The sequence below is a fragment of the Micromonospora globbae genome (genome assembly GCF_036184225.1).
In the GTDB taxonomy this organism is placed as follows: Bacteria; Actinomycetota; Actinomycetes; order Mycobacteriales; family Micromonosporaceae; genus Micromonospora; species Micromonospora globbae.
Window position 1 is genome coordinate 4,328,663 of sequence record NZ_CP108084.1, and the last position, 15,754, is coordinate 4,344,416.

The following is a 15,754-nucleotide window of genomic DNA, read 5'->3' on the forward strand; positions in this document are numbered from 1 at the left end:
ACGAAACAGTGGGAACCAGACGGAACGGGAGATACGTGACGCCGAAGAGGTCGGGCTGGCTGCTGCGGGCACGTGAGGACCGCCCCCGCATCTCCTATCTCGAACTCCTCTTCGACCTGGGGCTCATCGTCGCGCTGTCCCGGCTCTCCCTGCGCCTGGTCAACGACATCAGCTGGCTGAACGCGCTGCAGACGATGATCCTGCTCGCCGCGGTCTGGTGGGTGTGGACCGTCACCGCGTACACGACGGACTGGTACGACCCGGAGCAGCCGCTCACCCAGCTCATCGTCGTCGGCGTCCTGCTCGGCGGGTACCTCATGGCGATGGCGAGCGTGCGCGCGTACGAGGGCATGCACGGGTTCGTCTTCGCCGCGTCGTACGTCGGCCTGCACCTCTTCCGCGGCCTCATCCTCGTGACGGCGTTACGCGGCCACGAGCTGCGCGTCCGGCCGCTGCGGGTGCTCATCTGGTTCTCGACGACCGGCGTGCTGTGGCTGGGCGGCGCCTTCCTGCCCGCCCCGGCCCGGCTGGCGGTCTGGGCGTTGGCGGTCACGCTGGACTACCTCGCCGGCCTGTTCGGCTACTGGGTGCCGAAGCTCGGCCGCATCGGCGCGCAGGAACTACGGGTCGTCGGTGAGCACATCTCGGAGCGCTACCGGCAGATGTTCATCGTCGGGCTCGGCGAGGTCCTCCTGGTCGCCGCCATCAAGTTCCGCAACGTCACGTTCGTGTCCGCCACGACGGCCGGGCTGATCCTCCTGTTCGCCAACGCCGTGGCGATGTGGCGCATCTACGTCGTGTACGGCGCCGAGCACCTCGCGGCCGGGCTCGAACGGTCGACCAACGCGGGACGGCAGGCCCTCGTCGTGGCGTACACGCACCTGATCATGATTGCGGGCGTCGTGCTCACCGCCGCCGGCGGCGAGGTGATCGTCGTGTCCCCGACGGAGCAGACGTCGTCCGCGGGCCTGGCCCTCATGATCGCGGGCCCCGTGGTCTTCCTGGCCGGGCGCACGCTGTACGCGTTCGAACTGTTCCGGATGATGCTGTGGCGCCTGCCGGTCGGCGCGCTGGCGTTGATCGCCACGACACCGTTCCTGCACCGGCTGCCGCCGATCGGTGTCGGGGCGGTCGCGAGCGGCGTGCTGCTGGCCCTCGCCGCCGTGCCGCGCGTGGGCCGGCGACGGTACTGAGCCGCTGCGGCGTGTGCCGGCCCCACCGCCGGGTACAGGAACCGCCATGCTGAGGCGAGCGGTGTGGCAGGGGCTGGTGGCGGGTCTGACCGGGGTGGCCGTGATGACCGTGGGCGAGAAGATCGAGCAACGGTTCACCGGTCGGCCGGACTCGTACGTGCCGGCGCGGGTGATGGCCCGCCTCACCGGAATGCGGGAATCGCCGAGGGAGCAGCCCCGGTGGCGCAACCTCGCCATGCACTTCGGCCAGGGCGCCCTCCTCGGCGTGCTGCGCTCGCTCATGGCGCAGGCCGGTCTCCGCGGCCCCGTGGCCTCCGGGATGTTCACTGTCGTCCGGCTGACCACCGACCAGACCCTGGAGAACGCGACGGGCGTCGGCGCCCCACCACAGACCTGGCCACGCGAGGAACTCGCCGTCGACCTCCTCCACAAGACCGTCTACGGCTTCGCCACCGGCGCCGTCGCCGACGCCCTCGCCGCCCGCGACGGCCTCGGTCCGGGGCAGCGCCACGCCGCCCTGCGTCCCGGCCGGCGGTCCGACGTGGGTCCGCTGCCCCGCGGCTCGGCGCTGCTCGGGCGGTCCTGAGCGGCGGGAGTCCGGCCGACCCGCCTCAGGGGCGAAGGCCGTGCTCCTTGAGGTACGCGATCATCGACTGGTTCGCCTCCCAGCCGTCGGGGAACTTCACCGGCACGTCGAGGTGCACCGGCTCGGTCGACGGGTGGGCGTCGAGCAGTTCGGCGATGCCGTCGCGGGCCACCACGATGCAGGCGTGCCGGTGGCGGGAGGCCAGCACGCAGAGCCGCCCCGACTCCAGATGGAACGCGGTGGCGTCCCGCCGGCCGGACAGCGGGTGCAGCACGATCGTCACGTCGTACTCCCGGCCCTGGAGCCGGTTGGCGGTGTCGACGGTGACGCCGGCGGCGGCGCCGAGCCGCGCGCGGATGGCCGCGGCCTGGTCGCGGTGCGCCGCGCCGATGGCGATCCGGTCCGCGGTCACCGGCGCGCCCTGCGGGGCCTGCTCGGAGACGGCGACCGCGCCGCGCTCCAGCAACCGCACCGCGAGCGCCGCGCACGCCTCGGCCGCCTCCCCGTCGGTCCGCAGGGTGTGCCGCTCCGGCAGCTCGTACAGCCCCCAGCCGGACGCCGCGGCCGACTCGACGGCGGCGTCGAGCGCGTCGCCCGGGCCGGCGGCGGTCAGCGTCAGCGTCCGGTCGTCGGGGCCGGTGCCGGCCCGGAACCCGGTGAACGGGTAGAAGGCGCGCGCCACGACGGGCGCCGCGGAGGCCGGCAGCCGCCACGACACCGGCAGCCGGTGTACGGGGAGGTCGGGGTTGTGCCGCAGCAGCACCGCCACGGCGGACTGCATCGGGTCCCAGGTCAGGCCGGTCCAGCGTGCCGTGTCGACGGTGGAGAACGGGTCGAGCTGACCGGGGTCGCCCACGAACAGCGCCCGTTCGAAGCGGCCGGCCACGCGCAGCAGGGCGTCGGAGCGCATCTGGTACGCCTCGTCCACGATCGCCCACGGCCAGCAGCCCTCGGTGACCGTGGCCCACTTGGCGGCCGTACCGATGATGACCGCCGGACCGCCGAGGTCCGCGACCTTCGCGGCGACCCTCGCGTGACCCTCGACCCGCGCCGACGGCCGGTAGTCGGTGGCGGAGAGGCGGCCGATCCGCAGCTCGGGGGCCTTGCGCGCCACCCGGTCGATGAGGTCGTCCACCTGCTCGTTGGTCTGCGCCACGATGATGAGCGGCTCGCCGGCCTCGGCCAGCTCGACGGCGGCGCGTACCACGAGGGTCGACTTGCCGGCCCCCGGCGGCGAGTCGACCACGACGCCGCGGTGGTCGCCGGACCGGAGGTCGGCCAGCACGGCGGTGATCACCCGCTCCGCCTCCACGGCGGGCGGCAGCTCCAGCCCGGTCAGCACGTGCCTCACCTCTCCTCGCCGCTCCCGGAGACCTTAACGACTGGTGGTCGGACGCTGGGGAGCTGAGTCGTCTGCGTCGTCACGCGCGCGCCGGACCCGGTGCCGGCGGTGGCCGGTTGCCGCTGGCTGCCCGCGATCCTGGACGGGTCGCCGCTGGTTGCCCGCGCGTTGCCGCCTGGCTGCCCGCGTCCCCGGCCGGGCTGTCGCCGGCTCCCTGCCTCCCTGGGTCGGGCTGTCGCCTGGCTGCCCGGCTCCCTGATTCGGGCTGTCGCTTCCTACCCCAAGACGGGCTGTCGCTTCGGCCGGATGACTAGGCGCCGGTGGACCGGGAATGCGCCGGCCATGGGTAGCCAGAAGCCGAACAAGCATGACCCTGGCGGCGAGTCGGCGCGCGGGCGGCGGCATCCGGGCAGCGGCGCACGGGGCCGGCAGGGCTCGGAGGTGGAGCGCTCGCCGGAGCGCCGGCACCTGCGGGCCGCGACCGGCACCTCCGGTTCGGAGCGCGACCAGGGCCGGGCGAAGGTCGAGGGCAGCCAGCGGGTCCAGCGCCAGGGGACGCGGTAAGCCTTCGCCGATGCCTCGTGAATCCGGCATCCCCGGGGTGCCGCAACGTGTGGAAGGTGGCGTCGAATGGCGAAGTTCCTGCTCAGGTCGACCTTCACCCCTGACGGGATCAAGGGCCTGGTGAAGGACGGCGGCAGCAAGCGGGCGGAGGTCGCCACCAGGGCGATCGAGGCGGCCGGCGGGCGGGTGGAGTCGCTGTCGTTCGGGCTCGGTGAGTACGACACGTACGTGGTGTGCGAACTGCCGGACCACCAGACGGCCGTTGCGCTGGCGATCGCCATCCGGGCTGCCGGCGGCGTCGACACGCGGGTCGTGCCGCTGCTGACCCCACAGGAGGTGGACGAGGCGGTGCAGAAGCAGATGACGTACCAGGCGCCGGGGAAGTGACCGGCGGGCTTGATCGCCGGGGCTTGACCAATAGGTTGGTCATCGTCATATGCTGACGGCATGACTGACTCCGTGAGGCCCATGCGGGAGCCCACCTACTTCATCCTCGCCGCCCTTCAGGACGAGCCGCTGCACGGTTACGCCATCGTCAAGCGGGCGCAGGAGCTGTCCGGCGGGCGCGTACGCCTGACCACGGGCACCCTCTACGCCGCGCTCGACCGGCTCACCGGCGAGGAGATGGTGCAGGTGGCGGGCGAGTCCGTGATCAACGGCCGGCACCGCCGCACGTACGAGCTGACCGACCGCGGCCGGGCGGCACTGCACGCCGAGGCGGAGCGGATGGCCGCGGCGGCCCGGGTCGTGCGTGACCGGGAGCCCCGGTCGGCGGCGATGGTCCGGACGGTGCCGGCGTGAACGACCTTGAGCGCCGCTACCGCTGGCTCCTGAACATCTACCCCCGCCCCTACCGTGAGTACCGCCTCGACGAGATGCTGGAGACCCTGCTCGCGACGGCCGACGAGCACCAGCGACGGCCGAGCCTGCGGGAAGCCGCGTCGCTCGTGGTGGGCGGCCTTCGCGCCCGCACCGGCGCCGACCGGCTCCGCTCCCCCGTGGCGCTGCGCCACTCCGCGCTGCGGCTGTCCGCCCTGGCCCTGCTCGTGTACGGCCTGACGCTGGCCGCCGTGGCGCCGGTCGCCGACCTGGCCCAGATCGGGTACGGCGCGCCCGCCGGGATCGTCGACGTGTGGGGCGTCGCCATCGCGGCGGCCCTCGCCGTGGCGCTCCTCGCGACCGCCTGGGGCGCCTACCGCGTGGCGTTCGTGGCGGCCGTGGTGACCGTGGGCGCGCAGCACGTGCACGCCGGCGTCTCCGCCGGGACGTGGCCGGCCGACATCGTCCGCAACGCGGACGACTCCCGACTGTGGCCCGTCCTGCTGGCCGCGCTCGCCCTGCTGGCGCTGCTGAGGGCACCCCGCACCCGAGTGACGCGGCCGTGGGTCTGGCTCGTTCCCACCGTGCTGGCGATCGTCGCCTTCACCCCCAGCCCGCTCAACGACTGGTCAGACGCCCGCACCATGTCCCTCTACGCGTTCGCCGCGGTGGCGCTCCTGGCCGCACCGATCGACACGCGAGCACCGATCGCCGCGTTCGCCCTGCTCCTCATCCCCGCCTCCGCCCGCATCAGCTACCACCTTCTCCACACCGCATCGGCAGCGCACGACCTGCGTGTCTCCGCCGCTCCCATCGCCACCCTCGCGGCGCTCCTGGCCGCGACGCTCGCCGCCGCGACCGTCACGAGCCGCCGCCACGCCCGGATGTGACGCCGGGCCATCCCCGCCGCTCCCTCTCCCCGGGGAGCGGCGGGACCGGTGCGGGCGCACCGGAAGTGGCAGGGCCCAGCCGTCCTCAGCGGCGTCCGCGTGGTGGCCATCAGTCGTGGGTGAACCGGCCCTGGGACACTGCCATCTCCACCTCGTCCGGCTCGACACCCCGCCGCCGGGCTTGGTCCGCCGCCCAATGCAGGTAGGCGAGCCACTCCGCCGGGAGCCACTCGGTGCCGCGCCGTACGCCCGCCTCCGCCGGCAGTTGGCGCGCCACGGCGGGGTCGAGGATGAGGGGTTGCAGCTGGCCGTCGCCGAGTGCCGTCGTGCCTGGCCCGGAGGCACCCCCGGCGGCCGCCCGGCGGTAGCCGGCGAAGTAGAGCAGCTTCGTGAACAGCGCCGGCCCGAGCCGGGGCAGCCGCGACTCCTTCGGGTCGCGCAGCCGCTGGTAGGCGGTCCGCAGCGCCTCCTCGTCCCGCACCGGTGCGCGCAGGCCCTCCAGCGCGTACGCCAGGCGCTTGCCGTCCGGGTCGCCCTCCAGCGCGCGGACGGTGCGCCACGGGCCGTACCCGATCGGGCCGTACCCCCACATCAGCACCGCGACCAGCAGTTGCCGCACGCTGGCCCGCCCGGCGTGCCACGCCTGCGCGACCGCGAAGACGTCCCGCCGCCACAGGAGTCCGCTGTCGGGGAAGCCATCCGGCCAGGCGTCCGGCGGCAGCGCCGTACGCCATCGGTCGATGTGGACGGTGATCGGTGAGACCTCGCCGGGCAGCGCGCGGTCGGGCCGCTGGGTCATGGCGCCTCCTCGTTCCATGCGGCCCGGGCCCCGTCCCCGGCCGCTGTCCCGAAGCCTCGCCCGCGCCCAGCCGTAGCGCCGTCCCGGGAACGGGATATCGCGGTATCAACCGCGAGGCCGGCCCGACGGAGAGCGCGGAGCCGGCCAGTAGGTCGTGTCGATCATCCCCGGGATGGCTAGCGGGGCAGGTCCTCGGCCGTGGTGCTGCACGGGCCGCCGTGATCGGCGCGGCGCCGGCAGCGGTAGCCGCCGTCGAGCCTGACGTCACACCAGATCCGGGTACGCAGGAACTGGCGGTCCTCCTCACTGAGGGTGGCCTCGCCGAAATCGATGGCGGTGACGTGGCCGAGGGAGTCGCGAAGGGCGACGGTGAGCGCGACGGCCTCGCCGAGGCTCGTCAGCGTGGTGGGCAGGTGGATGACCCAACGGGGCGCGCTCACCGAGGCCACCGGCCGTTGGACTCGCCGGGGTCGCCGTGGCGGCAGTTGCGGTGCCGGGACTGCCACTGCCGCAGCGCCTGGCGGATGCGCTCCGCCTCGGTGTGCGCGGTGGTCAGCTCCCGGCGCAGCCGGTCGAGTTCGTCGGCCACGCGGCCGAGGTAGTCGTACACCTGGGCAGGGTCGAGCCCGCGCCACCGCATGACGAAGGCAGCAGCCCGGACGTGGTGCGCCTGGAGACGGTCACCGGTCACGTAGATCATCGCTTCCCTACCTCTGCTGCACCGCTGATGCCGCACCCTTGAACGCGGGGTGCTCGGAGCGGCACCGGGGCGAGCGGGGAGGCGCGAATCCGCTGTCGGGGGAAGCAGTAACGCCGGAGCCCGGCACCCGCCCCGGGCCATGCGACCACTCTGGATGCACAAGAGGGGTACCGGTATACCGGGATAATCGTGACGAGCATGCACCATTCGCATAACGGTGGTGACGCCACGCCGTCCGCCACGCGGGCCCACTCACGGGTGGCGACGCTGGTCAGATCGGGGCAGGTTGCCGACTCAGGCGATACGCATGCCACTCACAGGCAGCGTCGAGAAGCGGCCCGCGATGCGCTGCCGGGGCACTGACCTGCATCCGCGTCCACAACCGGACCAGGGCATCGGCAAACTCGGTGACCGCCCTGCCGTCAGCGTCGGCGAAGGCAGGAACACGGACTGCCCAACGCTCGGCATCGGCGGGGCTGTGCCCGGCGCGGATGAGCCGGACCAGCATGAAGGCCGTGTCGATCCAGGCGGCGCCGCGGCAGGGCGCGGACCAGTCGACCAGTCGCAGCCGGTCACCGAGCACGAAGTTTCGAGGAGTCATGTCCGTGTGCAGGAGGGTCTCCCCGCGGACCATCTCGGGGGCGATGAGCCCACGCCACCGCTCGGTGAAGGGCTGCACGTCGACCGGTGGGCAGGGCGTCAGCTCGCGGGCGAGCGTGGCCAGCCCGTCGGCAATGGTGTCAAGGTCCGACGAGCCGGGCTCCAGGCGCGGGTGGCGGCCCGGCGCGTATTCAAAGCCGAGCAACAGCCAGCCATCGCGCTCGACAGTCCAGTGAAGGCGGGGTACGACGTCCGGCAGGAAGGGGTTGATCCGGGCTTCCTTGCGGTAGAGCCAACCCTTCGGGCCCTCCGTACGGCCGCCCTTGCAGAAGATCCGGCCCGCCTTTGTATGAAGCGCGAGAGCGATCTCGCAACTCGCGCCGTCCGGCAACGACTCGGTCCGCATGACCTCGCCCGCTTGACGCTCGACTGCGCGCCGCACCCCGGCAGGTAGTTCGTTCCATTGGCGGCGAGCCGACATCGGCGAGCCCTTTCCAGGCGGTGGTCCCGGACAGGGTATGCCCGGGACCACCGCTGAGGGCGTCAACCCGTCGGGCTGTTGTGGCAACCGGCGTGGCACTGACTGCACTTGGAGTTGCAGTCGGCCGTCACCCCGCCCCAGAGCTCCTGGTCGAGGGCGAAGCCGGCAGCCCGAATCGCGGTGACCGTCCGGGAGATCGGCGCGCCGAGCGGCTCCGGAGCCGTGGGGCCGGTGTCGTCGGACGGCGGGTCGGGCTGGTGGTGGATGAACCGGCCGGCGATCCGCTGGCAGAAGTCGGCGTACTCACGGGTGTGGAGGATGAACGTGTGCCAGCCGATGTCCACGAGGTCGCTCGGGCCGAGTGGTTCGGTGGCGTTGGCGCAGGCGGCGAGGAAGGCGAGCGCCTGGTCCATGATCCTGGCTGGCATGTCGGTGGCCATCTCGGGATGGTCGTGGGCGATGCGGGCGGTCAGTTGGGCGAACAGTTCGTCGGGGACGAGTGCCCGGCCGCTAACCCGGTCGATGGTGAGCATCCTGCTCCTTCCTTCAGCGGGACGTTCCCTTTCATGCAGGCTGCTCAGGAGCGACCGCTGACCGCATGACGCTGCGAGGATTGTCGATATGCGTGGCATGTATACCGCTCGCCCGGTGAATGGTTTGAATGGATAGGCTCAACTGAGCACCATCGACACAGCCACCCGCGAACAGCGAGGTTGCCGGTGAGACGTGCGAACTGCCCGCGGTGCGGCGGACGCCTGGCGCGCGACAACGACAGCGGACGCTGCACACCATGCCAAACCGCCGAGCGCGACCGGCTGATTAGCCCGCCGGTGGTGCCGGCGGCGTTCTGGGAGCACGAACCGATACGCCAGGCGCTCGCGGAGCGGCACCTGGGGCGGGTCATCCGGGCGTACCGGCATCACCCGTACCACGGCCGAAGCCCGCTGCCGCAGACTGTGGTGGCAGGTTGGCTGGGTATCACCCAGGCGCAGCTCAGCCGCGTCGAGAACGGGCCGCCCCTCGTGCACCTTGACCGACTGGCCCATTGGGCAAACGCCCTTCGCATTCCCACCGCGCATCTCTGGTTCGCACCTACCGGCCCACCTAGGCACCCGGCAGCCAGCAGCGCCACCCACGACGCAAATCACCCTGGTCCCAACAGGGGCCGGCGGGCGCTCTTGGCCGGTATCGCCGCTGTTGCCGCGGGAGCCGGGCTCCTCGACGGAACGGATCAGGTGAGGCCGCGACGTATCGGCCCCGCGGACGTCGTTCGCCTGAACGCCGTGTTGGAGCTATATCGCTCCGTGGACTATGAGTCGGGCGGTGGCCTGCTGTACCGCGAAGTCTCCCGGTTCGCCGAGTCTGTGTATCGAATGCTTGACTGGTCGCATCCGACGGGGCTGGCTCCACGCCTCCTAGCCGCGGTCGCGGCGGCCCGGCAACTGGCTGGTTGGACGGCCCTCGATGCCGGCAGGCACGAGGACGCACAACGACACTTCGCCGCTGGAGAACGAGCGGCTCTCGCTGCTGACGACATGCCGCTGGCCGCAATGATCCGATACGGCCAGGCCAAGCAATTGCAGCATCTGCGCCACAACCGCGACGCCGTTGCCGCACTGCAACTCGCCCATGCCCAGCTCGACACGCAAGCCACGCCGGCGATGAAGGCCCTGCTCTGGGGCGCTGAGGCCGCGTCCATCGCGGCGCTCGGAGATCACCGGTCCGCTCTGAACATCCTCGGCAAGGCAAGTGATCAGTTTGACCGTATCGTCAGCGAACGCGAACCAGACTGGTTGGGCTTCTACGATCGGGGAGAACTGCTCGCCCAGTACGGCCGCGTTTACCGGGACAGGGCACGACAGGACAGGAGACACGCGCCTGAGGCAGTCCGCTACGTCCAGGAGGCGATAGCCGCATTCGGCCCTGCCAACGTCCGCAGCACCGTGTTGAACGAGGTTGGCTTGTGCAGCGCGTTGTTCCTCGCCGACGAGCCCGAGGAGGCGCTCGTCGTCGGAGCCCGCGTGATCCAGCAGTCGCAGACGTTGACGTCCAGGCGGGTCGTCGACCGGGTCATCAACCTGCGTCGTGACCTCGGCCGGCACCGCGGCCTCCCGGAAGTGGTCGACTTCGAGCGCCGGCTCACCGCTCACGCCCATGGAGCAGCGTGAGCGGACGGTTCTCGAAAGAGGCAATGACGGCGGCTATGCGAGAAGCCGCCGACGCAGTCGGCGTGCACCCCGGCGATGCTCGATTACTAGGGCTGACCAACAACGCGGTTTTCGCCCTGCCATCGGCTGGCATGGTCATCCGCATCGCCAGGTCACATCGGCTTACGAATCGTGTCTACAAGGTGGTCGAGCTCGGGCGATGGTTCGAACAGGTCGACGCGCCGACCATCCGGCTCGCGCCGAATGTCACCCAGCCGGTGCGGGCCGGAACTCTCCTTGCCTCGATCTGGAGCTACATCCCCCCGGTTGCGCCAGCCCCGACGGTGGAGGAACTCGGGCCTGTCCTGCGAGAGTTCCACAGCCTCGGTCCTCTGCCAGAGCGCTTGCCAGCTTGGGATCCGGTCGGGGACGCACGATCGCGCCTCGCCGACGCGGAGGAGCTGAGCGACAGCGACCGGCAGTTTCTGCTCGACTGGTGCGACCGGCTAGAGGCGCCGGTAGCTGCCCTACAGCAGCGGGCCGGCTCGGGAATCATCCATGGCGACGCTCACGTGAGCAACCTGTTGCGGAATGCGGCCGGTCGGGTAGTGCTGTGCGACTTCGACGCCACATGCCTTGGCCCATGGCAAGTAGACCTGGTCGCGGTGGCGGTCGGCGAGGTGCGTTTCGGCCAGCGCGGAGCGCACGCCACGCTGGCCGAAGCATACGGGTACGACGTCACCACAGATCCGGACTGGCCTCTGCTTCGCGATGCGCGGGAACTGAAGATGATTGCCGCAGCCGTCCCGCGGCTCCGAAGTTCCGCTGGCGTCAGGGCGGAGTTCGCTGCCCGCCTTCATTCGGTGCGAGAAAATCACCAACACGCCCGTTGGAAGCCGTTTGCTGAAATCGGCGGCTAGCGCCGACGTCAGGAGCTCCTCCGAGACCCCTGGCCACGCCGAGGCGTCGCTGTTCCACCGCCGTAACACCACCGCGCACGTCGGCTCCTGGAACCGCTGAACCGTCAGTGCTTGACGGACAGAACCGCCCGGAGCAGCGAGTCGTAGGTCTCGGTGCTCCGCTCCAGCTCCACACCGAGGGAACGAGCGAAGGCATCCAGTTCCTGCTGCACCTCGCACGCCGGCCGGTCACCGCTCACCATCGCCTCGATTTCGAAGAACGTGCCCAGCCCTTCGACCTCGTCGAGGCAGAGCATCATCCGGCCCAGACGGGCTGTCCGTCGGGTCTTGACGATCCGGGTGGTCGGGTAGAAGCCCATGGCCAGGATTGCCGCGTGCATCTCGTCCCGAGCGAGCACCTCGGTTTCGTGCTCGGCGCAGGCCAGCTCGTTGTCGTGGGGCTTCTTCACACAGAAGGTGTGCCGTCCGTTCTCGGTCCGCAGCCGCGCGAACGCCTGACCGACCTTGCTCTGCCCGTAGCTCCAGCCGTTCGCCGCGTACGCCTGGTCGTCCTGTCGGATCGGCTCGGAGAGCACGCATCCGCGATCGTTGAGCGCACGGACCAGCGAGACAGGATCGACCACCCGATATTTGACCTCGATCTCTCGAACGGCGTCGGCCATCGCATCCCCATGCGCCAGAGCGGTCAGGTACCGGCCCACTCAACCACAGCCGCGATGTGAATCCCGGCAGACACCCGTGCCGCGATCCGCTCCGCTCGCCCCTGCTCTACCGAGCGGAGGAAACCCCCGGCCGGGACACGCCGACCTCCGGCGTTGTCCGGCGCCGCCACCACGAGCGCACCCCCCGCCCGATCAGCAGCGCGGAGATGATGCCCGGCCCGCAGTGGACCGCCAGGACGCCGATCAGGCTCGGGCCGCCCCAGTCGTGCCGGTAGCTGGCGGGATCGGTCATGTCGATGACGAACGGCTCGGCGGCGGCGCGGCCGATCAGGTACAGCCCGAGCAGCACTCCGAAACCCATGAGGATCTTCTTCATGGCGGTGAGGCTAGGCGGGGAGCGCCGGCACCGGCGTCACTCGCCGGTAGCATCCTCGCCCTCGTACCACGGTAGGGGGCGGGCGGACGAGCCCCGCGACGCCGGCGCAGGCGGACGGGCCCGGCGGCGCCGGGCCCGTCCACGCCGATCGGCAATCACTCGTTGCGGGCTGTCTCCGGGCCGGTAATGCGCCGCAGCAGCGGCAGCGTCGCACCGATGATCGCCAGCGACACCGCCAGCCCGCCGACCACCATCAGGTAGAACGACGGCTTCGGCGCCATGAGCGTGTACTCCAGTTGCGCCCGCAGGAACAGGTGCGCGGCCAGGAATCCCATCCCGATGGCCACCGCGGCGACGACCAGCAGCGGCACGACGGTCTCCAGCGCGACCACCCCGCGCAGCGTGCGCAGCCGTACGCCGGTGAGCCGCAGCATGCTGAACGGCCGTTTCCGGTCGCTCAACCCGCCGGCGACGCTCACGGCGAGGCTGCATCCCGCGATGGGCAGGCTGGCCAGCATGACCACGTTGGCCAGTTGCTGGAACTGCACCAGCTGGCGCGCCGAGCTGGCCTGCCATTCGGCGTCGCTGGCCGGGAAGCGTCCCTGCGGAAATGCCGTGACGAGCATCGTCCGGGCCTGTTCCAGCGCGGCGTGGCTGGTGGTGTTGACGACGACCGACAGGATCGGCTGCCGGTCGATGTCGGCGGCGGTGATGCCGGCGGCCTCCCAGACGTGGTCGCCGTCGGCGAGGTCGGCGGCGCTCATGCCGATCAGGTTGGCGGGCACCTCGGCGACCTGCGCGCCGGCGGGGCAGCCGCCGAACACCTCCAGGCGTGCCAGTTCGGCGCAGGTGACGAGGCCCTGCCATCCGTCCCTGTCGGGGTTGGTGCGCACCACCGTCACGCTGCGCACCCCGGGGATGGCGGCGAGCCCGACCGGGATCTGGTCCGCGGTCGGCGGGGGCCCGTCCTCCGGCCAGAACGTCTTCGACAGGGACGTGGCGGCCACCGAGGCGGGGTTCGGCGCGGTGCGGTTGGCGACGAACGTGGTGATCGTGCCGGTCGCCACGCTGGTCACGAACAACGCCACGATGAGGCCGCTGACGGACCGGAAGCCGGCCTGCGGGTTGTCGGCGAGGCGCCGTCCGGCGATGAGCGCCGCGGGCCGGCTCGCCCGCCCGGCCAGCAGCCGGGCTCCCATCATGGTCAGCCACGGGCCCGCCAGCACGAGCCCGACGAGCATCAGCAGGAACCCCGAGAGGTACGCGGTGAGCTGCCCGTTGGTCGTGTCGGGGCGCCGCCCGATGACGTACGCGAGTTCGGCGAGGCCGACCACCAGTGGGATGAGCCGCCAGGTGCGGGGCGGCCTGGGCGTGACGCGCCGGCTCACGCCCAGCGGGGAGATCTGCACGCGGCGCAGCGCCAGCCAGGCGGCCACGACGGCGCCGAGCGGGATGCCGAACGCGACGACGAGGGCGTCCACGGCGGTGAGCGCGAGGTCGCTGGCGTAGAACCGCTCGCCGGTGAACGGGATCGTGGCGAGCCCGGGCCGGAGGGCGAAGAACAGTCCGAACCCGACGGCCGTGCCCACGGCGGCGGCGAGGGCCGACTCGACGGCCGAGATGAGGGCGATCTGTCGCGGCGTGGCGCCGACCAGCCGCATGGCGGCGAACCGCTGTTCGCGGCGGGTGGCGGCCAGCCGGGTGGCCGTACCGATGAAGATGAGCACGGGGAAGAGCAACGCGGCGGCGACGACGGACAGCGTGAGGGTCATGGCGTCCTCGTTGAAGCCGAGGTAGCAGCCGTTGGGGCAGTCGCTCGGCGAGGTGGTCATGATCCGCGTGACCCGTTGGGCGCCCAGCGGTTCCAGCTCGGCCGGGGCGCGGCCGACGAGAATCAGCAGGGAGTCGGGGGACGGCAGGGCCTCTCGGCCGATCGTGCCGATCTCGCGGCCGGGGAAGCGGTCGCCGAGTTCCGCCGCCGGCGTGCGGTGCAGCCGTTCGCCGAGGGCGGGTGAGACGTAGTACTCGCCCGGGCCGGGCAGGCGTGGGACGCCCGGGGGCAGGGGTGCGTCCGGGCCGGTCGCGGCGACGTCGATCCGGCCGATCAGGTCGCCGTGGTGGTAGTCCTCGCGGATGAGCCACCACAGTGCGTCGGCGGAGGCGTCCGGGGAGGCCGGCGCCGCGGAGCTGTTCAGCCAGGCGTACCGCTGGTTCTGGGCGCCGACGGCGTTCATGCCGGCGAGGGTGGTGAGGAGCATGCCGACGCCGAGCGCCACGGCGGTGGCGATGATGACGAGCCGGGTGGCGGCCTCCCGGCCGCCCGCCAGGGAGAGCCGCAGCGCGAAGCGGATCATGAGTGCACCAGCGCGTTCACCTTGCCGTCGCGCACGATGACCTGCCGGTCGGCGTACGCGGCGACGCGGGCGTCGTGGGTGACGAGCACGACGGTGGTGCCCTGCTCGCGGGCCGAGGTGACCAGCAGTTCCATGACCTGCTCGCCGGTCAGCGAGTCCAGCGCCCCGGTCGGCTCGTCGGCGAACAGCACGCCGGGCCGGGCCACCAGGCCGCGGGCCAGCGCGACCCGCTGCGCCTGCCCGCCGGACAGCTCACCGGACCGGCGCCGTCCCAGCCCGGTCAGCCCGAGCCGGTCGAACCAGGGTCGGGCCTGCGCGAGGGCGGCGCCCCGCTTGACGCCGGAGAGCAGCAGCGGCAGGGCCACGTTCTCCTCCGCGGTCAGCTCGGGTACGAGCTGGCCGAACTGGAACACGAACCCGAACCGGTCGCGACGCAGGGCGCTGCGCTCGGTCTCGCTGAGGGTGTCGATCCGGCGGCCCTCGAAGTGGATCTCGCCGGAGTCCGGCACGAGGATCCCGGCCAGGCAGTGCAGCAGGGTGGACTTGCCGGAGCCGCTCGGGCCCATCACGGCGACGATCTCGCCGGAGGCCACGGAGACGCTCGCGCCGCGCAGTGCCGGGGTCTCGCCGAAGGACAGGGCGACGTCGCGCGCCTCGATGGCCGTCATCGCTGCGCCACCATGGTGCGGAGGGCGTCCAGCCGGGCGACCGTGGTGTCGATCCAGTGCAGGTCGGCCTCCAGGTGGAACAGGCCGTGGTCGGCGAGCATCGTGTCGACGAGGTTGCCGCTGCGCTTGATCTCGGTGAGTTCCTGCATGCGGCGCAGGTGCGTGGCGCGCTGGACGTCGAGGTACTCCTCGGCGGGCCGGCCCAGCATGAGCGCCAGCACCACCTTGGTGAACAGGACCGTCTGGAGGTTGGGTTCGGCCTCGACGGGCTCGGTGAGCCACGACTCGACCTCGGTGGCGCCGCGTTCGGTGATGACGTAGCGCTTGCGCTCGGGCCCGACGCCGGGCTCCACCTCGCCGACCACGATCTTCCCGTCGCGGGCGAGGCGGCCGAGCGTCGCGTAGACCTGACCGAACGGCAGCGGCTTGCCCCTGCTGAAGAACGTGTCGTAGTCGCGCTTGAGGTCGTAGCCGTGGCTGGGCTCGCGTTCGAGCAGGCCGAGGAGGGTCATGGGAACGCTCATGCGGCCACCATACTCCCGATGTATACCTCGCGTATATACCTCCGGCGTACATTGACCCGACCGGTCGCTCGGTGGCCGTGGGCGTGACGCGGAGAACCCTCCCGACGCCGTACCAGAGGATGATCTTCA

Annotated in this window: 19 protein-coding genes; 8 read left to right on the forward strand and 11 right to left on the reverse strand. The window is 71.7% G+C overall.

What is annotated here, in order from left to right; all coding sequences use genetic code 11:
- The first annotated feature begins 35 nt into the window (after positions 1-35).
- Both OG994_RS19310 and OG994_RS19315 read left to right on the forward strand, forming a co-directional pair.
- Positions 36-1,193, forward strand: coding sequence for a low temperature requirement protein A (locus OG994_RS19310; RefSeq protein WP_328850523.1), 1,158 nt, complete (start codon positions 36-38; stop codon positions 1,191-1,193).
- A 46-nt stretch (positions 1,194-1,239) separates the two neighbouring features.
- Positions 1,240-1,779, forward strand: coding sequence for a hypothetical protein (locus tag OG994_RS19315; protein WP_328850524.1), 540 nt, complete (start codon positions 1,240-1,242; stop codon positions 1,777-1,779).
- Positions 1,780-1,804: 25 nt separating this feature from the next.
- Here the strand turns inward: OG994_RS19315 and OG994_RS19320 are convergent, their stop codons facing one another.
- The gene (locus tag OG994_RS19320) at positions 1,805-3,130 is read right to left on the reverse strand and encodes an AAA family ATPase (RefSeq protein WP_328850525.1); all 1,326 of its coding nucleotides are present in this window, start codon (positions 3,128-3,130) and stop codon (positions 1,805-1,807) included.
- A 333-nt stretch (positions 3,131-3,463) separates the two neighbouring features.
- Here OG994_RS19320 and OG994_RS19325 point away from each other — a divergent pair, with 333 nt between their 5' ends.
- The 4 genes from OG994_RS19325 to OG994_RS19340 all read left to right on the forward strand — a co-directional run bounded on the left by OG994_RS19325 (position 3,464) and on the right by OG994_RS19340 (position 5,394).
- Positions 3,464-3,685, forward strand: a complete 222-nt coding sequence (locus tag OG994_RS19325; RefSeq protein WP_120330013.1) for a hypothetical protein — start codon at positions 3,464-3,466, stop codon at positions 3,683-3,685.
- A gap of 66 nt (positions 3,686-3,751) precedes the next feature.
- The gene (locus tag OG994_RS19330) at positions 3,752-4,072 is read left to right on the forward strand and encodes a GYD domain-containing protein (RefSeq protein ID WP_120330014.1); all 321 of its coding nucleotides are present in this window, start codon (positions 3,752-3,754) and stop codon (positions 4,070-4,072) included.
- A gap of 60 nt (positions 4,073-4,132) precedes the next feature.
- Positions 4,133-4,486: a PadR family transcriptional regulator gene (locus tag OG994_RS19335; RefSeq protein WP_328850526.1), complete on the forward strand. Its 354-nt coding sequence runs from the start codon at positions 4,133-4,135 to the stop codon at positions 4,484-4,486.
- Complete coding sequence (locus OG994_RS19340) at positions 4,483-5,394, forward strand: hypothetical protein (RefSeq protein WP_328850527.1); 912 nt, start codon at positions 4,483-4,485, stop codon at positions 5,392-5,394. Before OG994_RS19335 ends, OG994_RS19340 begins: the two co-directional genes overlap by 4 nt.
- A 109-nt stretch (positions 5,395-5,503) precedes the next feature.
- Here OG994_RS19340 and OG994_RS19345 read toward each other — a convergent pair whose 3' ends face one another.
- From OG994_RS19345 to OG994_RS19365, 5 genes are all read right to left on the reverse strand, one after another.
- Positions 5,504-6,193, reverse strand: a complete 690-nt coding sequence (locus OG994_RS19345) for an 8-oxoguanine DNA glycosylase OGG fold protein (RefSeq protein WP_328850528.1) — start codon at positions 6,191-6,193, stop codon at positions 5,504-5,506.
- A 176-nt stretch (positions 6,194-6,369) separates the two neighbouring features.
- Entirely contained in the window at positions 6,370-6,642 is a 273-nt protein-coding gene (locus OG994_RS19350) for a hypothetical protein (RefSeq protein WP_328850529.1), read from the reverse strand.
- Positions 6,630-6,893 carry a DivIVA domain-containing protein gene (locus OG994_RS19355; RefSeq protein ID WP_120330018.1) on the reverse strand — a complete coding sequence of 88 codons (264 nt, stop codon included), beginning with the start codon at positions 6,891-6,893 and terminating at the stop codon, positions 6,630-6,632. Before OG994_RS19355 ends, OG994_RS19350 begins: the two co-directional genes overlap by 13 nt.
- A gap of 271 nt (positions 6,894-7,164) precedes the next feature.
- Positions 7,165-7,974: a hypothetical protein gene (locus OG994_RS19360; RefSeq protein ID WP_328850530.1), complete on the reverse strand. Its 810-nt coding sequence runs from the start codon at positions 7,972-7,974 to the stop codon at positions 7,165-7,167.
- 62 nt (positions 7,975-8,036) lie between these two features.
- Positions 8,037-8,507: a glycine-rich domain-containing protein gene (locus OG994_RS19365; protein ID WP_328850531.1), complete on the reverse strand. Its 471-nt coding sequence runs from the start codon at positions 8,505-8,507 to the stop codon at positions 8,037-8,039.
- A gap of 186 nt (positions 8,508-8,693) precedes the next feature.
- On the opposite strand from OG994_RS19365, the gene OG994_RS19370 reads away from it, so the two are divergent.
- Complete coding sequence (locus tag OG994_RS19370; protein WP_328850532.1) at positions 8,694-10,142, forward strand: helix-turn-helix domain-containing protein; 1,449 nt, start codon at positions 8,694-8,696, stop codon at positions 10,140-10,142.
- Positions 10,143-10,165: 23 nt separating this feature from the next.
- Entirely contained in the window at positions 10,166-11,041 is an 876-nt protein-coding gene (locus tag OG994_RS19375; RefSeq protein ID WP_328853751.1) for a phosphotransferase family protein, read from the forward strand.
- Between the two features lie 104 nt (positions 11,042-11,145).
- Here the strand turns inward: OG994_RS19375 and OG994_RS19380 are convergent, their stop codons facing one another.
- The 5 genes from OG994_RS19380 to OG994_RS19400 all read right to left on the reverse strand — a co-directional run bounded on the left by OG994_RS19380 (position 11,146) and on the right by OG994_RS19400 (position 15,625).
- Positions 11,146-11,742 carry a class IV adenylate cyclase gene (locus OG994_RS19380; RefSeq protein WP_328850533.1) on the reverse strand — a complete coding sequence of 199 codons (597 nt, stop codon included), beginning with the start codon at positions 11,740-11,742 and terminating at the stop codon, positions 11,146-11,148.
- Between the two features lie 67 nt (positions 11,743-11,809).
- Positions 11,810-12,079: a hypothetical protein gene (locus OG994_RS19385; protein ID WP_328850534.1), complete on the reverse strand. Its 270-nt coding sequence runs from the start codon at positions 12,077-12,079 to the stop codon at positions 11,810-11,812.
- 155 nt (positions 12,080-12,234) lie between these two features.
- The gene (locus tag OG994_RS19390) at positions 12,235-14,433 is read right to left on the reverse strand and encodes an FtsX-like permease family protein (protein ID WP_328850535.1); all 2,199 of its coding nucleotides are present in this window, start codon (positions 14,431-14,433) and stop codon (positions 12,235-12,237) included.
- Positions 14,430-15,101 (reverse strand): ABC transporter ATP-binding protein, encoded by a 672-nt coding sequence (locus tag OG994_RS19395; protein WP_328850536.1) that lies wholly within the window; start codon positions 15,099-15,101, stop codon positions 14,430-14,432. The genes OG994_RS19390 and OG994_RS19395 overlap by 4 nt, the downstream gene beginning before the upstream one ends.
- Positions 15,098-15,625 (reverse strand): PadR family transcriptional regulator, encoded by a 528-nt coding sequence (locus tag OG994_RS19400; protein WP_120330025.1) that lies wholly within the window; start codon positions 15,623-15,625, stop codon positions 15,098-15,100. The genes OG994_RS19395 and OG994_RS19400 overlap by 4 nt, the downstream gene beginning before the upstream one ends.
- Between the last annotated feature and the right edge of the window lie 129 nt (positions 15,626-15,754).

Coding starts and splice junctions, on each gene's coding strand:
- OG994_RS19325 (WP_120330013.1), top strand. CDS start 3,464: ATGGGTAGCCAGAAGCCGAACAAGCATGACCCTGGCGGCGAGTCGGCG.
- OG994_RS19345 (WP_328850528.1), bottom strand. CDS start 6,193: ATGACCCAGCGGCCCGACCGCGCGCTGCCCGGCGAGGTCTCACCGATC.
- OG994_RS19360 (WP_328850530.1), bottom strand. CDS start 7,974: ATGTCGGCTCGCCGCCAATGGAACGAACTACCTGCCGGGGTGCGGCGC.
- OG994_RS19395 (WP_328850536.1), bottom strand. CDS start 15,101: ATGACGGCCATCGAGGCGCGCGACGTCGCCCTGTCCTTCGGCGAGACC.
- OG994_RS19315 (WP_328850524.1), top strand. CDS start 1,240: ATGCTGAGGCGAGCGGTGTGGCAGGGGCTGGTGGCGGGTCTGACCGGG.
- OG994_RS19375 (WP_328853751.1), top strand. CDS start 10,166: ATGACGGCGGCTATGCGAGAAGCCGCCGACGCAGTCGGCGTGCACCCC.
- OG994_RS19400 (WP_120330025.1), bottom strand. CDS start 15,625: ATGAGCGTTCCCATGACCCTCCTCGGCCTGCTCGAACGCGAGCCCAGC.
- OG994_RS19365 (WP_328850531.1), bottom strand. CDS start 8,507: ATGCTCACCATCGACCGGGTTAGCGGCCGGGCACTCGTCCCCGACGAA.
- OG994_RS19330 (WP_120330014.1), top strand. CDS start 3,752: ATGGCGAAGTTCCTGCTCAGGTCGACCTTCACCCCTGACGGGATCAAG.
- OG994_RS19385 (WP_328850534.1), bottom strand. CDS start 12,079: ATGAAGAAGATCCTCATGGGTTTCGGAGTGCTGCTCGGGCTGTACCTG.
- OG994_RS19355 (WP_120330018.1), bottom strand. CDS start 6,893: ATGATCTACGTGACCGGTGACCGTCTCCAGGCGCACCACGTCCGGGCT.
- OG994_RS19335 (WP_328850526.1), top strand. CDS start 4,133: ATGACTGACTCCGTGAGGCCCATGCGGGAGCCCACCTACTTCATCCTC.
- OG994_RS19390 (WP_328850535.1), bottom strand. CDS start 14,433: ATGATCCGCTTCGCGCTGCGGCTCTCCCTGGCGGGCGGCCGGGAGGCC.